The organism is Syntrophomonas curvata (assembly GCF_052976825.1).
Genome location: NZ_CM129641.1, coordinates 830,101 through 846,970 on the forward strand (window position 1 = coordinate 830,101; position 16,870 = coordinate 846,970).

General features: G+C 47.0%; 10 protein-coding genes. 3 read left to right on the top strand and 7 right to left on the bottom strand.

The genetic code is table 11. The features are described from left to right. Positions 1-666: 666 nt before the first annotated feature. Entirely contained in the window at positions 667-831 is a 165-nt protein-coding gene (locus tag ACU70B_RS03560) for a hypothetical protein (RefSeq protein ID WP_447184981.1), read from the bottom strand. Positions 832-1,061: 230 nt separating this feature from the next. On the opposite strand from ACU70B_RS03560, the gene ACU70B_RS03565 reads away from it, so the two are divergent. Then, a complete protein-coding gene (locus ACU70B_RS03565; RefSeq protein WP_447184982.1) occupies positions 1,062-4,577 on the top strand; it encodes a glycoside hydrolase family 130 protein in 3,516 nt (1,171 codons plus the stop codon). Between the two features lie 251 nt (positions 4,578-4,828). Here the strand turns inward: ACU70B_RS03565 and ACU70B_RS03570 are convergent, their stop codons facing one another. The 3 genes from ACU70B_RS03570 to ACU70B_RS03580 form a co-directional block, all read right to left on the bottom strand. After that, positions 4,829-6,250, bottom strand: coding sequence for a hypothetical protein (locus tag ACU70B_RS03570; RefSeq protein ID WP_447184983.1), 1,422 nt, complete (start codon positions 6,248-6,250; stop codon positions 4,829-4,831). Further along, positions 6,237-6,776 (bottom strand): RNA polymerase sigma factor, encoded by a 540-nt coding sequence (locus tag ACU70B_RS03575; protein ID WP_447184984.1) that lies wholly within the window; start codon positions 6,774-6,776, stop codon positions 6,237-6,239. The genes ACU70B_RS03570 and ACU70B_RS03575 overlap by 14 nt, the downstream gene beginning before the upstream one ends. Positions 6,777-7,098: 322 nt before the next feature. Then, positions 7,099-9,024, bottom strand: coding sequence for a serine hydrolase domain-containing protein (locus tag ACU70B_RS03580; protein WP_447184985.1), 1,926 nt, complete (start codon positions 9,022-9,024; stop codon positions 7,099-7,101). A 367-nt stretch (positions 9,025-9,391) separates the two neighbouring features. Here ACU70B_RS03580 and ACU70B_RS03585 point away from each other — a divergent pair, with 367 nt between their 5' ends. Beyond that, on the top strand, positions 9,392-11,248 hold the full coding sequence (locus ACU70B_RS03585) for a PAS domain S-box protein (RefSeq protein WP_447184986.1): 1,857 nt from the start codon (positions 9,392-9,394) through the stop codon (positions 11,246-11,248). Between the two features lie 21 nt (positions 11,249-11,269). Continuing rightward, the gene (locus tag ACU70B_RS03590; RefSeq protein WP_447184987.1) at positions 11,270-13,102 is read left to right on the top strand and encodes a PAS domain S-box protein; all 1,833 of its coding nucleotides are present in this window, start codon (positions 11,270-11,272) and stop codon (positions 13,100-13,102) included. 35 nt (positions 13,103-13,137) lie between these two features. On the opposite strand, the gene ACU70B_RS03595 is transcribed toward ACU70B_RS03590, so the two are convergent. The 3 genes from ACU70B_RS03595 to ACU70B_RS03605 all read right to left on the bottom strand — a co-directional run bounded on the left by ACU70B_RS03595 (position 13,138) and on the right by ACU70B_RS03605 (position 16,800). Continuing rightward, positions 13,138-14,157, bottom strand: a complete 1,020-nt coding sequence (locus ACU70B_RS03595) for a hypothetical protein (protein ID WP_447184988.1) — start codon at positions 14,155-14,157, stop codon at positions 13,138-13,140. Then, complete coding sequence (locus ACU70B_RS03600; protein WP_447184989.1) at positions 14,144-15,316, bottom strand: glycosyltransferase family 4 protein; 1,173 nt, start codon at positions 15,314-15,316, stop codon at positions 14,144-14,146. The genes ACU70B_RS03595 and ACU70B_RS03600 overlap by 14 nt, the downstream gene beginning before the upstream one ends. 119 nt (positions 15,317-15,435) lie before the next feature. Further along, complete coding sequence (locus ACU70B_RS03605; protein ID WP_447184990.1) at positions 15,436-16,800, bottom strand: phosphomannomutase/phosphoglucomutase; 1,365 nt, start codon at positions 16,798-16,800, stop codon at positions 15,436-15,438. Positions 16,801-16,870: the final 70 nt, after the last annotated feature.

Consider the following 16,870-nt stretch of genomic DNA (forward strand, 5'->3'; position numbering starts at 1 on the left):
TTTTATGGTAAGGCCGTATAAAACATGAGCCTTGATAGGCGGCTTAAGAAAGGCTTACTGGAGACTATAGAGGGCTCCATAATTAACTCAAGCTCTTCGGACTCCCCTACCGGAGAGAACAAGGGCCAATCAGTTTATACGAAACATATCAAACGCTTCGTCAATCCACGCCAACTGCCGTATACAGAACGGTAGGCACGGTGGTGTGAGAGGACGGGGTTAGTCGCTCCCTCCTACTCGATTAAAAAAGTTCAGAGGTATTCTCCAGGCAGTATGGATTGAACAGCTTGGGCTTTCAAATGCCGCATTCAGAGTCTGGTAAGGGAGGTACAGCATGTTTTTTAAGATCTCCGATTATTTAATCTCGTTCATGATTACATTGTTTATTTTGTTATCATTAGTTCCAAAACCTCTAATACCGCAGTCGAGTATAACAGTAACGATATCAGCCCTGATTGCAGCCCTTTACTCGGAACTTTAACTAATATAATTAGGTATATGATCTGATTAAAGCCGCAGTGGCCAGAGTCTAATTCCTCTGGTCTTTATATTTTTCCTTATGTTTTCTAGTCTAGTAACTCATGAGAAAAGAGGCTGCACCTCAATCCAATTTTGGATTTAGGACAGACTCTTGAAAATTTCCCGGAATTATGCCGGATAACGCCTTCAGTCCGCATATATCCTGTCCAATTCTTTCTGCCATTGATAAACCCAGGAGGGGACCTGGTGCAAGTATTCTGTACGCTCCTTGTCTCCCAGGTGGAACTTGTTGCGATAAAGGGGCTGGTTCTTAAACCCTTCTTCATAAATCTTGTCAACTAGCGCTTCCAATTTTTATCACCTCTTTTGTTGAACATGACAAACTTCCTGATAATATCATTAGCATAAATAATCAAAAATATTGCGGTAATATTTGTGCTTATTGTAACATGACTCGAAATATGTCGCAAAACTTAGAGCAATACCAGGAGGCACTTTTTAAGCCCGGCGATAAAATATAAAAGCCGTAAAATGCGCATAATTATTTAGGGAATAAAAATATTATCAAGGGGGTTCAATAATTGACCCAGTTAAACAGGGAAAGTCTTTTCGACCAAACCATGAAAGAAATTGCTCCCCGGCTTACGCGGTTTACTGATTATGACCTGGTCATAGGCATACCCTTTTTGGATGAGCAAGAGCGGTTAGCAGCGTTGCTGAATTCAGTGGACCAGGTCTTGCAGTCCTGGATTGGCCGCCGCCAATTAATAGTATGCGCCGGTGATATCTCCGCCGGCCAGTCCCTGCGAACCGTTAAAAACCTCGATCTCAAACACCCCCATATAGAATTTCTGATGCCGGCCGGGCTTAGTGGCCGGGGAATGAGCGTAAGGGCTATTCTGGAGATATGCCAAAAACTCGATGCCGATTTGTTGCTGTTTAGCGCCAGTATGGCCGGTACTCAAAAGAGAATTGAAAAGTGTTGGCTGGACAGCCTTTTAACTCCGATACAAGGCCCTTACGATATGGTCCTGGCCAGTCTCAGGAGGCACTCCGGGATAGATAGTATTGCCCATATGCTGGCTGCCCCGGTTCTGGAATCATTTTACGGCTGTCGAGTAAGCGACCCTTTAGGCGGCATTTATGCCATCGCTCATGATTTTATTGCCGAGCTGGCCCATGAAGCCCGTTTCTGGGGCGAAAGCATCGGCGGTTACGGCATAGATTTCTGGATACTGACCCGGGCCTTAAGCTGGAACAAAAGCATCTGTGAATTGAATTTGGGCGGTGAAGTTGCAGAGCATGATTTGGCTAAAAGAAACCGAATCTTTTACGAGGTGGCGCTGACTATATTCGAAGCTATCAAAAGGGATAGCGCCATATGGCTGCAAGACCGGCTGGTCATCAAGGTTGCTGACATTCTGGCTCGCAGCGAGGTGCGTAGTCCCGACCCGGTTAATTATCCCATTCTTGAACTGCTGACTAATTTTATCAATGGCTGCACTGCAGATTCTGCCCTGTTGCGGGCGTGTTTGCCGGAAGAAGCGGTAAAGGAGATAGTTGCCAACCTGGCCGATAATTTTCACATATCCGACCAGGTTTGGGTGAAAGCCGTCACTAATCTTTTACTGCATTATGCCTTTGAGGATGAGCCGCCGGAGAAAATCCTGCGCTTGCTGACTGCTATATATAACGGGCGCATAGCCAGCCATATCCTGGATATGGATAATTTTAAAAAGCAACTCCCTCCCTGTGCCGAGAAAGATGAACTCATGGTTCAGAAGATGGATTCCATCCGCCATCACCTGAGCAGCGAGTTATGGCGGGCCAAACCTGAATTTAACCAGAGATGGCTGAGCCGGCAGGAACAAGTAAAGCCTCCTATTATACCTTTGGGATATATGGAATATGTGCCGGGAAAACCGGTGGTGGTCCCTAAAAAAATAGCCGGTAAAGACCGCCGCATGGTGTCTACCGATAATATTTTCAAAGAATTGAGAAAACGCTATGAAAAGCGTTTTGTGGATTTTATGACTGCCAGTCTGGGAATCAGCTGCGATTCTCCGCCCCAGGTGTTGGTGGCAGCGGTACAGGATTTTATGGCTCAGGCGGAAAGCACCCTGGATGGTTTATTGCCCGGAGACCTGCGCCGGGAAGAAGGATTGCAGAGTTTTGTCAATGCGCTGTTCAAGTTATTTCCTGAACAACGCATGTTTACCATCAATTCCGACCTTTTGCGGGAGATGGTGGTGCGCTTTCCCCCGGTCAATTTGATGATACCGATGGGGTTTTATAAGCCCCGGGATCTATTGGCCCGCATGGATGCGCGGGATATAATAACCTTTGCCAACTTGGTGGACAGCTGGAATTACACCGACCGTGACTTGATCTGGCTGCTGGACAATCTAAAACCGGAAAGCTTCGAATGGGTTGATTTAAAGCCTCTGGTTATCACGGAGGAACTGCGGACCGGGATACTGTCCCAGGGTAAAATCTCCAACCTCAATCGGGTCACAGCACGTATAGTGGTCAAAGGAATGGAGGCTGACAAAGGCGGGAAGTATCCCAAGATGAGATACTTTACCGGCCTGGTGCGGCGGATGGCCGTAGCGGAGGATTATTCTCAGCTGTTTACCCTTAATGCTGCGGAGAGAAAGAATATAAGCAATAAAATGGGGAACTCTTTGCTGGGTTTGCAAAGAGGGGATGAGTTCTCGGCTCATAGTATATTTGAAAATAACCACCATCGGGGATTAGTAAGCCGGATAAGGCAATTGGCCCGGGATTGCGGGTCCCGGGGAGATAAAGACGCCGCCCGCATATTCGGCTTGCTGGCTGAGTCCTACGGACTGAGCCAGGTATTGGAGGATAACACCTTTCTTACTTGTACGGCGTGGAGCTGGTCCAGTTACAGTTTTAAGGGGGGATTGAATATACCTACGCCCCTTACCACCAGTGTGGAGAGCCGTTGGTTCAACCATGAGTTTCTGGAGTTTCTCTATGAGGAACTGGGATATGACCCGGATGAAATCATGCAGATAGTGTTTCGCCATATCCAGAACGGCAAGAGCAACCAGAATCTGCTTGACACCCTGCTTCCCACCCGGCCTAAAGATGTTGCCGTAGTAGTGCAGGAAACCACTAACGAGCCCAGCAAACATCTGCAGCGCTATGAGGGCAATCCTTTGCTGGAACCGCTGGACAACAGCCCCTGGGAGAACAAATACGTCCTCAATCCGGGAGCTATCCGCCTGGGGGATAAAGTATATCTCTTTTACCGGGCGGTGGGAGAGGATAACATATCCCACATCGGCCTTGCTATAAGCGATGGCTACCGGATATTGGAACGCCTGCCCGAACCTATTCTTTCCCCGGAAATACCGGAAGAAAAGATGGGCTGTGAAGATGCGCGCGTAATCCGGATCAGTGACCGACTATACATGCTGTATACCGCTTATGATGGCAATGTTGCCCAGATTGCCGCCGCCTCTATCAAGGTTGATGATTTTATTCAGGGCAAATATAATAATTGGTGCCGGGAAGGGCTGGCCTTTAAAAATATTTGGGATAAGGATGCCATTATTTTTCCGGAAAAGATTAACGGCAAATATGTGGTTTACCACCGCATAGAACCCAGCATATGGGTAACCTATTGCAGCGAAATTAAATTTCCGCTCAAGGATAAACACGCTATCATTGTAGGACCCAGGCCGGGAAGGATGTGGGATTCTTTAAAAATAGGCGCGGGAGCCCAGCCCCTGAAAACAAAATACGGCTGGCTCCTCATATATCACGGAGTTGACCACAACTACGTATACCGCCTGGGGGTCCTGCTGGTGGATCTTAACAATCCCCAGAAAGTGATTTACCGTTCTCCCAATCCCATCCTGGAGCCGGAAGAAGATTACGAAATAGGGCTTAGCGGAGCCTGGGTGCCTAACGTAGTATTCACCTGCGGAGCAGTGCCGGGTGTTGACAAAGAGACTCTTGAGGATAGCGATGAAATCCTGGTTTATTACGGCGCTGCCGATACCAGCATAGGCCTGGCTAAAGCTACCCTGGCCGATCTGATTCCGGAAACTTTTCGCTCCAGCTAGAAGAGGCCAGGTAAAAAAATTGTTCCCTACTCCATTACCTGAGTCATGGTTATGACTACAGGAATAGGAGCAGATTGAACCGCGACGATAGCAGACGGGGATACATTCCGCATACAAGAAAAAATGCCGCTGACGGCACTTAACAAGCAAGCCGGAGGACAACTGTCCTTCGGCTTGCTTGAGATTGGTTACAGCAACAAAAACTTTGGCATCACGGTTTTTACACCGCAGGCAGCCCGGCGTCAGCTGCGTTATTCGACCGGAATGCGGGTGCCGTTGATGATGACGGCAGTAACCTCAGCGACATCAAGGGGTGTTTTCGTGTACCAGTGCAGACCGAAGGTCTGTTTTTTAGAATCGTGTTCTCCTCCGCCTCCTTCCAGCGGAATAACACCGTCGGCAGTCTCCAGCGCCAGGGACATTTCGCTCGCCCGACACCGCTCACCTTTGTAGCTGCCCCGGACTTCAAGCCCCAGCGGGCTGAGGGTCAAGTACCCAAAGAGGTGCCCGTCGACGGCAATATCATTGGTCCAGATACGCATCTGCCGGCTGGTGTCGCTTAAATTAGCCGCTACCTTCCACCGACCCTCCACGCCGGAACGGAACGAACCGCTGAAGCAGAGGGTATAGCCATCCAGTTCTGCAGGGTTTACGGAAAAGACGGATTCCTCGTATTTGTATACCGCGTCGCTTATTCTTTTATCAAGCAGGCGCTGCTTCCCGTCGCCGAGGAAGGCCAATTCATAATCGCAGTAAATGAATTCACCGTCCGGAGCTTTCAGAGAGAGCGTTGCGTCGCTACTGCCAAACTCTTGGCTAAAAACCTGGCCTATCTGCACATGCAGCTTTCCGTTCACCATACCTATGTTGGAGACCCATTGATCGTCTTCCCCGGGCGGCAGGGAGGCATAATGACCTGGCGCAAGCGCCTCGGTGAGTCCGCTGCGGTCGTCCGGCACATTCATGCCGCCCCAAATCTGGTCTTCCCCGATGGGCGTGATCTCCGCCTCGTCAAGATCGGACAGGGAGACGGAAACCGGTTCGTTTTTATAGTCTCTGGCGCTGAAATAAATTAGGAAGCTGCCCAGTTCCAGCGGATCAGACAACGGCGAATCCGGATCGGCCGCAATATTAAATTCATAATAAGCGGTATTGGTATCCTGGTTAAAATAGAGCAGTTTTTGCTTCCATGAGACACCGGCGACGGCAACATCCTCTCCCGGTCCGGTTGTCTCCCGGGTCCGCGGGTTCATGGTTACGCTGAATCCGTCCCGAAAATCGGTCAGCTCGGTCAGCCGGTTTTGCCCGCTTATATCCTGGAGGGACAGGTAAACGATGGCCCGGTTATCATATCTCTGCGCGCCGATGACCTCCATGCGGATTCCCTGGTCTTCACAGGAGACCTCCACCGGCTCGACAATCTCGCCAAAGGAAGGATTGATTTTAGCCATAAGCCAATCAAAGCTCCCTGCTGCCGCAGCCGCCGCACTGACAACCAACACTGCCGCTATCGCCGCCGCCACCACCCATGGCCTGCGCACCCGCCGCGGCGCCGAGCCGGGAATCTCCTCATTCAGCCGGTTCCTGACCTGTCCGGCCAGTCCGCTGGCTTCAACGGTTATTCGGGAAAGCGCATCGTGTATTTTCTGCTCGTCCCGGTCAAATGCACTCATCTTTTTGTTCCTCCTTTCCATCATACTGGTCGGCCAAATAGCTCGCCAGCTTCTTTTTCGCTCGTTCGTATCGTTTGCGCAGGGCGGCGGGAGAACGCCCCAGAAGGCGGGATAGTTGCTCATAACTCTGCTCTTCCATAATCCGTCCATAAAGAAGAGCCCTATCTTCCGGCTTGAGCCGCCGCAGCGCCTGAAACGTCTTTTCGCTCATATCCGTATCCTCAGGGGGCGGGGCCGCCTCCTGGCGGACTTCGCTGAAATAGAGCATCCGGGGTCTTTTCCGCTGGGTCAGGCTGCGGTTGTAAGTGATTTTGTACAGCCAGGCGGACAGGTTGATTCCGTCAAAGGTTGCCCGGTTTTGATAAGCCGTAATGAATACCTCCTGCACCACATTCTCCGCCTCCTGATGGTCGCATAATATGGCGGTTGCATAGCGGAGCAGTTTTGCCCCATAGAGATTGATCATCTCTTCCAGCTCATCCTCTCCGCCGGAGGCAAACCGCCGCCCCAGCTCCATGTCGCTCATGTGCTTCCTCCTTTGTATGTTCATCAGCCGGCTCTGCCCTTATAACAATCAATATAACGATTTTGTGACAATGAATCTCAAATTGCCTTATGCTTTTCATAAATTGCACCGTATACAAAGCGTTTTATATTTTTAAACAATCCCTGCTTTAAGAACAAAAAGCACCAGGCTTCCGGTTATAAACCAAAGCCTGGTGCTTTTGTTAGGCATTCCTGTTTCATAAACTCCTTTATATCCATGTCTATAGTAGCCCCGAGTGAAATAATTTCTTCCTGGCCCATGGGTCCCATATGTCCTTGGAACCAAATCAATGCCCGGATTGCTAATATTTATATCCCAGCAGATTCCAATAATTCAGCCATAATATCATGCCGGCAAAAGTTATCATAACCATGGAATAAGATATTTTTTGCCCTAGAGTCATTTTATTTGCCGACCAGCTTTTAATCAGCAGAATGAAAAAAATCATGCTCAAAATTGATGCCAGCAGCAACAGGGTTAACATAATTTCAGCCGGTAATGAGACGCCGAAAGCAAATGCGGGGAAACCGGCCACACGCTTAAAAAACAGAGTATACAATGTTCCGATGGTTCCCGTCAGGAACAGTAATGACAGGAATCCGCTGATTTGTAATACGTTTCTACGCCGCTTAACCAATTGGAGGAAATGGATGGTGATTACAGTTAAAAACACAGCCATATAAAAAATCAGCAAATATAATTGGATTCTGCTTGATTCATACCAGGGGATTTTGACAAACGAGCCGTGATAGCCTGAGCCGGAAGTAAGACTGATTATTTCGCCCGCTTCATTTTCCTGAAAAGCCATATATCTTTCCTGGTCGACCCGGCGGAATAATAAGGGCTTGATTTCTTCCCATTTGCTGACTTTAGGAAACCCACCGTATATTTCGCTTTCTCCCAGAACCGTTACCGTTAAATCTCCCTTTTTATCAGCTTTTATTTGCAAATCTCCCATAGCCAGCGCTTCCATTTTTACCAGGGTATGTTTCGCGGTCTGCGCAGGCCGGTATATTCCTTCGTATTTCCCCAGCTCCTTGGAATCGAAATCAATCGGCTTATCCAATTTTTCTTCTTTACCGGGGAAAAATTGATCCATAAAAGCCTCATTGAATTCCTCGGCCATTTCATCTCCTCTGATATTCTGCACATAAAAATAGCCTAAATTATGCTCCGGCAATAAATATATTTGACTTCTGATGCCAACGCCGCTGCCATCACGTATCAGGCCTCTTTGCCCGTTGTAAAGTGATTCCATAAAGCCGTAAGTAACTCCAGGCAAAGAAGGATTAGGCGTGTACTGCCGGGTTAACATCTTTTCCGCAGTTCTTTTCTGCAGGATCCTGTTCTCACCGTATCGGTCCCCGTTGAGCAGAGCAAGCAAAAATTTCCCCATGTCCTCAGGGGTGGTGCTCAACGCGCCAGTTGGAGCAGTGTTTACATACAAGAATGGAGCCGGGGTAAACTGGCCCGTAGATTCTTCATAATTATAAACAACAGCCAGGTTTTCTTTTAAATTTTCCGGGAGGACCTGGTCAAAAGTGCTATTTTCCATATTCAAAGGCCGGAATATAGAATCGTTCAGATATTCTTCAAAGGGCCTATCCGTTACCTGGCTGATCAGATAACCTGCCAAGGCAGTGCCGTAGCCTCCATAGGTGATCTTGCTGCCCGGGGCTTGAACCGGACTGTTTAAATCATTCTTCAGTATATTCTCTAAAGGGAGCAAATCAGCCGGCTCCTGAGCAAAGGTGCCTAAATCCCGGGTCTCAAATCCGTCCGTATGGGTTAATAAATATTTGATTCTGATTGGCTCCGCATAATTATTTTCCACCTTAAAATTTCTTAAATAGTTATTTACGTCCTGGTTTATATCAATCAAACCCTGTTCTTCTAACTGCATAACGCCGGCAATGGTGGAAATTTTAGAAACAGAAGCCACTCGAAATATTGTATTTTGGGGGTTAACCGGTATCTTCTTTTCAATATTCGCATATCCGTAACCCTTAGAAAAAATTATTTCACCATCTTTTACAATTACCAGCGCAGCTCCGGGCACATGATGCCGCGACATTTTTTGCAGGAAAAAATCGTCCGCAAATGCGTCCAATGCTTTGGAATCTTGTAGTGTTTCAGCCTTTGCCATAACCGGAGGGGTCCATACCATCATTGCAAAAATAAAAAACCAAAAATGAATAACCGCTTTCATCATTGCCTGTCTGGACATTTTAGCCTCCTTGCCGCCGCTGTCCCCGTGCATCAACAGTATATTCCATAATACTTGCTTATGCTCGTTATCTCACCCTGTACTGCTTGTTTGTTTTTAATAAGCGCCCTGCTGATAGGAATACAATATCAATTACAATTTTGGAGTACCAGGTCAAAAATATAGGCCCAGTATAGCATCTTCCTTAGAGAATCGCCATTGCTAAAAGGCGGTCTGTTTGGGGTGATCTGTCGAGAGTTGGGTAACGCTCTTTTATAGAAATTCTTGTGTCGAAAAATAATTAATGCGATAAAGCTGAATAAGGGAGGAAGAAAAAGAATGCATGGAGAAAATTACCATAATTAACAACAATTTTGGAGGTAACGCAATGCAACGCAATAATAATATTCACTTTATTGCGGTACATACTTTGCTCTCAGAAGAAAAATACCGCCTGATAGCTGAAAACACCCAGGATATGATTGCCGTTGTAGATCCGGAAACCCTTCTCTTTAAATATGTTAGCCCGGCCAACATAAAAACTATCGGTTACAGTGAAGACGAATTCCTGGCCCGGAGTTGTCTGGACAGTATTCATCCTGAAGACCGGGATTATGTACGCATGCGTTTACTAACCGGGGTCAGGTACCAGGTGGGGGGAAACGTGGAATATCGTTGTTTAAAAAAAGATGGGTCCTATATTTGGTTGGAGACCAGTGGCAGAATATATCGTTCGGAAGATGGCAAAGCGGAGATATTGCTTGTATCCCGGGATATGACCGAAAGGAAGCGTACCGATGAAGCCCTGCGGGACAGCGAGCAGCGCTTACGGCGCATAACCGATAATATGTTGGATAGTATTGTATGTATGAATCGTAAGGGCATCATGGATTATGTAAGTCCCTCCCATAAAAAAATAATGGGCTATATGCCCGAAGAGATGGTAGGGAAAACCAATGCGGAGCTCCTGCATCCGGAGGATTATCAGAGATGTATCAGCTTTATTGTGCATCTGCTGCGGGAGGGAGGAAACGGTGAAATTGAATACCGTGCTCGCCATAAGGAAGGGCACTATGTGTGGCTGGAATCAGCGGGCAAAGCAGTCCGGGACAGCAATGCAAAAACGTTGGAGGTGGTATTTGGCACCAGGGATATTAGCGCCAGAAAATTAGCGGAACAGGAACTGCAGCAGCAATTGGATTACCAGAATTCGCTCATAAACGATATGAATGAATGGTTCTGTACCTATGACTGTAATTATCGATTAACTTATGTAAACAGAATTGCCGCTGAGAATATAGGTTACAGCCTTGAAGAGCTGCAGAACATGACCATCTTTGACCTGGTGGTTCCCGAACAGCAAGAGATTGTCCGGCAAAAAGCCTGGGAGCGCCAGCAGGGAGGGGTAGCGGGCAGCTATGAGGTGCTGGTTAAGTGTAAAAACGGGCAGGAAACCTTATTGCGGGTTAAATTGTCCCCTATTACAAACCATTCCGGTATCAACGCGGGATTAATTCTGGCTGAGGATATAAGCGAACAGCGCAGAATGGAAAAAGAGATGACCAGGATGGCTCAACTATATACGGTAGGAGAAATGGCTGCAGGCATAGGACATGAAATCAGAAATCCTCTGACAGCAGTACGCGGTTTTCTCCAACTATTGCAAAAAAGCGGTGATTTTGACCAATATAACCGTTACTTTGAGATCATGCTGGAAGAACTTGATCGAGCCAATACTATAATAAGCGAGTTCTTAATGCTGGCTAAAAATCGACTTATAGATCTCAGGCTCCATAACCTGAACCAAATAATTGAGACCCTTTATCCCCTTTTGCAGGCTGATGCGATTATGGCTGATAAAATTGTCATACTGGCCCTGCAAAGGGTTCCAGACATATTTCTGGATGAAAAAGAAGTTCGACAGCTAGTGCTCAACCTGGTACGCAACGGGTTAGAAGCTACCCCGGCTGGCGGCAAAGTTAAGATTGCCACTTGGCGGAATAAAAAAGAAATAATTTTAGAGGTGGCTGACCAAGGGGAAGGAATTGCTCCCGATATATTCGAAAAATTAGGTACCCCATTCTATACCACCAAGGAAGAAGGTACCGGATTAGGATTGGCGATATGCTATGGGGTTGCGGCACGTCATCAGGCGCAGATAGAGATAATCAGCAGTGACAGCGGAAGCCGATTCCTGGTGAGATTCAAAATGCCTGATACCGAACCTGCTGAAAAATCATCATAATTGCTGGAAGCCTCAGTACTGATGGAATTGGGGGAAGAAGTGGTGTTAAGGGATATACTGGAGGGAGATTACCGCTTAGTTGCTGAGTATTCAACTGAGATAGTAGATGTTTTTGACCGGGAAACTTTCAAGTGTATCTATGCCAGTCCTGCCAACCAGAGAATACTGGGCTACAAACCGGAAGAACTGCTGGGCAGGATGTGTCTGGATTTGGTACATCCTGACGATTTGGAATACATCAGCCGCGAACTGCGGGAGGGCATTGCTCGGGGAAGCGGAAAAGCAGAATTGCGAGAAAGAAAAAAAGACGGTTCGTATATCTGGGCTGAGGTGCAGGGACATTTAATAAGCAGTCCTGATGGGCATCAGGAAATCCTACTGGTAAGCAGAGACATTAATGACCGCAAGATAGCCGAAAATACTCTGCGGGAGATAACCGATAACATGCTGGACGGTATCGTACTGTTCGATAAGGCGGGTATTATAGAGTATGCCAGCCCCTCTTGCCGGAATCTGCTTGGCTATACGCCGCAGGAATTGAAGAACCGGGCTAAGCTGGAACTGGTTCACCCCGAGGATCGTTGGCAGCTGGTCCAAGCGGTTAGAGAAGAGATAAGAAATCAATCATTCGTACGGTTAGAATTTCGCTGCTGCCATGCTTGGGGACATTACATCTGGGTAGAGGCAGTAGGCAACACCCTGGTGGACCGTAATAAAAGAGTAAAAGGCATGGTGTTTGCTTTTCGGGATATTAATGCGCGTAAACAAGCGGAGCAGAGAATCCAGGAAAATGAAGATAAGCTTAAAGACCAGTATAATTATCTCAATACCTTGATTAACAACATGAATGAGTTCTGCTATACCTATGATCGGAATTATAACTTAACTTTTGTTAATCAGAAGACTATTGTCGGAACCGGTTACAGCAAGGAAGAAATGCTGGGCCGACCCATTTTTGATTTTGTTCACCCTGAAGACCGGGAAAAGGTCCGCAATATAGCCAGGGGACGGTTTCAAAGTATAGATCCCGGAAGGTATGAGCACCGTTTAATCTGCCGGGATGGACGTGAATTGCTGGTTAGGATTAAAGGTGCACCCATTTACAACCATGGTGAGATAACCGGGATGGTTGTTCTATCTGACGATATCACCGAACATACCAAGATGCAGGTCGAGATGGCCAGATTGGATCAAATGCATATTGTGGGAGAAATAGCTGCAGGCATAGCTCATGAAATCAGAAACCCAATGACTACCGTTAAAGGTTTTTTACAGCTCTTACTGAGGGACGATGATTTTTCCGGCAAACAGGAGTATCTGGAAATAATGATTGAAGAATTGAACCGCGCCAATGCCATTATTGGCGAATTCCTGAGCATGGCCCGGAACAAGATGGTTGATCTCAAAAGCTGCCAGTTGAATCAAGTGATACGTTCTATGGCTCCTTTATTACAGGCAGATGCTTTCTTGGCCGACCGGACGATTATCCTCAAATTAACTGATATACCGGATTTGCTGCTGGACGTCAAAGAAATCAGGCAGCTTATTATCAATCTGGTGCGTAACGCCCTTGAGGCCACCCCGCGGGGAGGCATTGTGGAGATTAAAACCTGGCAGGAGAATGATGTTGTAAACCTGGCTATAAAAGATGAGGGTGGAGGCATTCCTGCCGAGGTTATGGAAAAACTGGGAACCCCATTTATTTCCGGCAAAGAAAACGGAACCGGATTGGGCTTGGCTGTTTGTTTTGGAATAATTGAAAGACATAAAGCAACTACCGATATTAAAACCAGCCCGCTTGGTACTACCTTTACCGTCAAATTTAATTGCCCAGCGAAATACGAGCTGGAGTAAAGAATGTTCTTGGTGTTAAAGCTATATTGCTTTTGCTATGAACTGGAACCACCTTCCGCTTGCAGCTCCATATTGCCTTCGGCTTGGAGATCGCACAGAAGCAGGGACAAAGTGGATTCAGCTCCCTGGTTTAGATTTAAGCCTCCCGCAGTGAGGGCATCAAAACAGCCGCCGGTTTTTGAATTATGCAGCGATAACTTATGAATGTTTTTACCCCGGAACCAGGCATGAGCCATACCGGCCAGTTCCAGGTACTCCTGATAGCCAATAGCCTGGTAAGCTTCCATGCAGGCAAAATAGGCCGAAGCGGCATCTACTGGCTGCTGGTCAAACAACGCTATTGATTCTCCTTTTCTATACCAGCCCTGGTTCCCTATAATATTGAGATAACCTTTCCGGAATAAGATACCGTTAAGGAAATTAAGGGAGTCATATCCTATCTTGAGTGCTTTTTTATCTCCGTTGACCGTGTAAACGGCAAACAGGGCCTGAGGCAAAATCCCGTTGCAATAGGTAAAATAGTCTTCAAACCATAGCCAGTCATGATGGTGTTTGGTTTGATAAAGACCGATCAATCGGTTGCTCAATAAACTGATAATCTGTAAGAGCTTTTCAGGGAAAACCGGTATTTCTCCCTTGCACAGGCCGAGCAAAGTATAGGCGATAGCCCGGGGTGAGGTAAAATCAAAAGCCCGGGGCAGATTGCGGGTCAACATATCAATACATAGTTTCCTTATCTCCGGCCAGTTACTGACGGCTCCCACACAACAGGCCAATAAAGCCCTGCCCACACTGTCTTCGGAATCAAAGCTGGAACTAAACTGGTTGCCCAACTGAAAATTTGACCAGGATCCGTCCGGGCGCTGGGAACGATAAAGATTAGAGGCATAGCATCCTGCCAGTTCCTTACCGTCGGCGCTGAAAATAGAGGCCAGCAAAGCCCGGGCGTTATCGTCAAGAGTGTAGCCGCTATTCGGGTCAGGCAAATCACAGTGGGAAAACTGCAACAGACCATTATCATCAGTCATGGCAATTAAGTGCTTAAAATCCGCCATAGCCTAAGTTATGCTCCTCTAAATAATTTTTGTTAAGCACCTGCTTGAACAAACCTTTATATTGCTGACCGACATTAAACCAGGTCCAGGACTTGCCCAAATCCTGAGCCCGGTTCTGCAACCTTGATTTCAAGGCCTGATCCATCAGTATGCTTCGAATCAGGCCGGAAAGCTCCTGAGCTTCCGGCTGCTGTGCCAGCAAACCCCGTTTACCAGCCAGTACTTCACTGGCATAGGCATAAGCCGTAGATACGATAGCCCGCCCGCAACCTACTGCGAAGGCTGTTGTTCCGCTAACCGCCTGATCCTTGTTGGGATAGGGGCTGAGATATATATCAGACATATACAAATACTCCCCAATTTCTTCGTCACTCAGGTATTTATTCACAAATCGCACATTGTTCGTAAGACCCAGATCGTGAACCAACTGTTCCAGCATATGGCGATACTTTTCCCCTTCATACTGTTTAAGCATGGGATGAGTCTGCCCCAGAACCAGGTAGCATAGCGAAGGCCATTCCGGCACCAGGCCGGAAATAGCCTCGATTCCTAATTCCAACCCTTTGCCCGGTCCAATTAAACCGAAGGTACTTATTATCTCACGACCCTCAAACCCGTACTTCTTTTTCAGACAGTTGCTGTTTTGCTTTTTAAAATCGGGCACTCCGTGAGGGATAACATGAATCAACTCTGCCGGAGCTTCATAAAGGTCGGCGAGCAATCCGGCTGATTTGCGAGTCATGCCGACAACAGCAGCAGCATGGTGGCACAACTGATTGAGTACTTGCTTCTGATGTTTGGAAGGCTGAGGCAAGACGGTATGGGTGACGACTACATATGGCTTGTGCAGGCGTCGAACCAGTTCCAGAAGGTAGTCCCCATCCTCTCCTCCGTAAATACCATATTCATGCTGAACAATCACTAATGGGACGGCCGCGGCAGAATTAATAAACTTGGCAGCCTTGACATAATCCTGTTTATTATGCTGCTGCAGGTTAAAAAGCACCTCGTCGGGATAAGCGTATTTATAACTTTCATCCGAAACCGCCATAACCTTGACATCACAATTATTTTTTATCAGACTGCGCCTTAAATCGGCGGAAAACGTTGCTATACCGCACTGTTTGGGCGGATAGGTACCGAGATTCAGTATACTCATAATCGCTTCACTCCTTAATCGCACGCTCTAAAATTACTTAAAAATTATTTTCCCAGATAATTTTCCTACTTATACCCCGGGTCATTGGTGATAAGTTGCCCGGGTACCATTTAAAATCATCAGTTAACAGCAATTGCCAAACCGTTTTGCTTTAAATAGGAAAATAATTCGTCTTTGATTTTTATAAGCGTTTCGGGTGAATCGGCTTCGCACCTTACAATCAGTTCCGGCCCGGTATTGGAAGCCCGGACCAATCCCCAGCCGTCAGGAAAAAGAATCCGGGCGCCATCGACGTCTATTATCGGATATCGACGGCCAAAATATTCCAGTATTTTAGCCACCGTTTTAAACTTCTCGGTATCACTGCTGGGTATGCGGATTTCAGGAGTGGAATAGTAGCGGGGAACATCCTCGAGCATCGCTTGCAGGGTTTTATTACTGCGGGACAGCAGCGCTAAAAGCCTGGCGCCTGCATAGACCGCATCATCAAACCCATAATATTCATCGGCAAAAAACATATGACCGGACATCTCGCCGGTGAATACAGCTCCGATCTCTTTCATCTTAGCCTTGATTAAGGAGTGACCAGTCTTATACAGAATCGGCTCTCCTCCCAGACGTTTAATTTCATCGATAAGAGCCTGAGAACATTTTACTTCCACAATGGCCTTGGCGCCGGGATAACGGGGCATGATGTCACGCCAAAAAAGTATCATCAGCATATCGCCCCAGATAAGGTTGCCCTGATGGTCTACAACCCCTAAACGGTCACCGTCGCCATCGATACCTATACCCAGATCAGCTTTATTTTTTTTAACCTGCTCTATTAAGTCTTTCATATTTTCAGGATTGATCGGATCAGGATGATGATTGGGAAAATGGGGATCGGATTCACAATATAACTCGATTACTTCGCATCCCAGGTTTTTAAAAATTTGAGGGGCGAAAACTGATGCGGTTCCATTACCGCAATCAATTACTACTTTCAGTCTGCGTGTCCCCAAAGAAATCTTTTCGTTTATCATTCGCGCATAGGCGTCACTTATATCCAATGTTTTCAACGAGCCCCGGGGTCCGCTGAAAAAATCCCGGCGGTCAATAATGCGTTTGATGTCCTGAATCTGCTCTCCGTATATAGTGGAATCACCCAACAGGATTTTACAGCCGTTATACTCAGGAGGATTATGGCTGGCAGTTATCATTATTCCTGCCCTTATATCCAGATAACGGGAGGCAAAGTAAAAAACCGGAGTTATGACCATGCCCAGATCAATGACGTTACAACCCGAACTTAACAATGCTTCTATCATAATCTTACTTACGGCAGGAGATGATACCCGATTATCCCGGCCTACCAAAACCGTATCCTGCCCTTTCCTTATGGTATAGGATGCGAATGCCCGGGCTATGTCATAGGCCGTTTGATCATTTAATTCTTCACCTACGATGCCTCTGATATCATATTGCCGAAAAATATTATTCATCAATTCACTCTCCATTTATTAGTCCCGACAGGCAGGGTCGGAAACCGCAGGCTGCATAAGTATTAAAAAC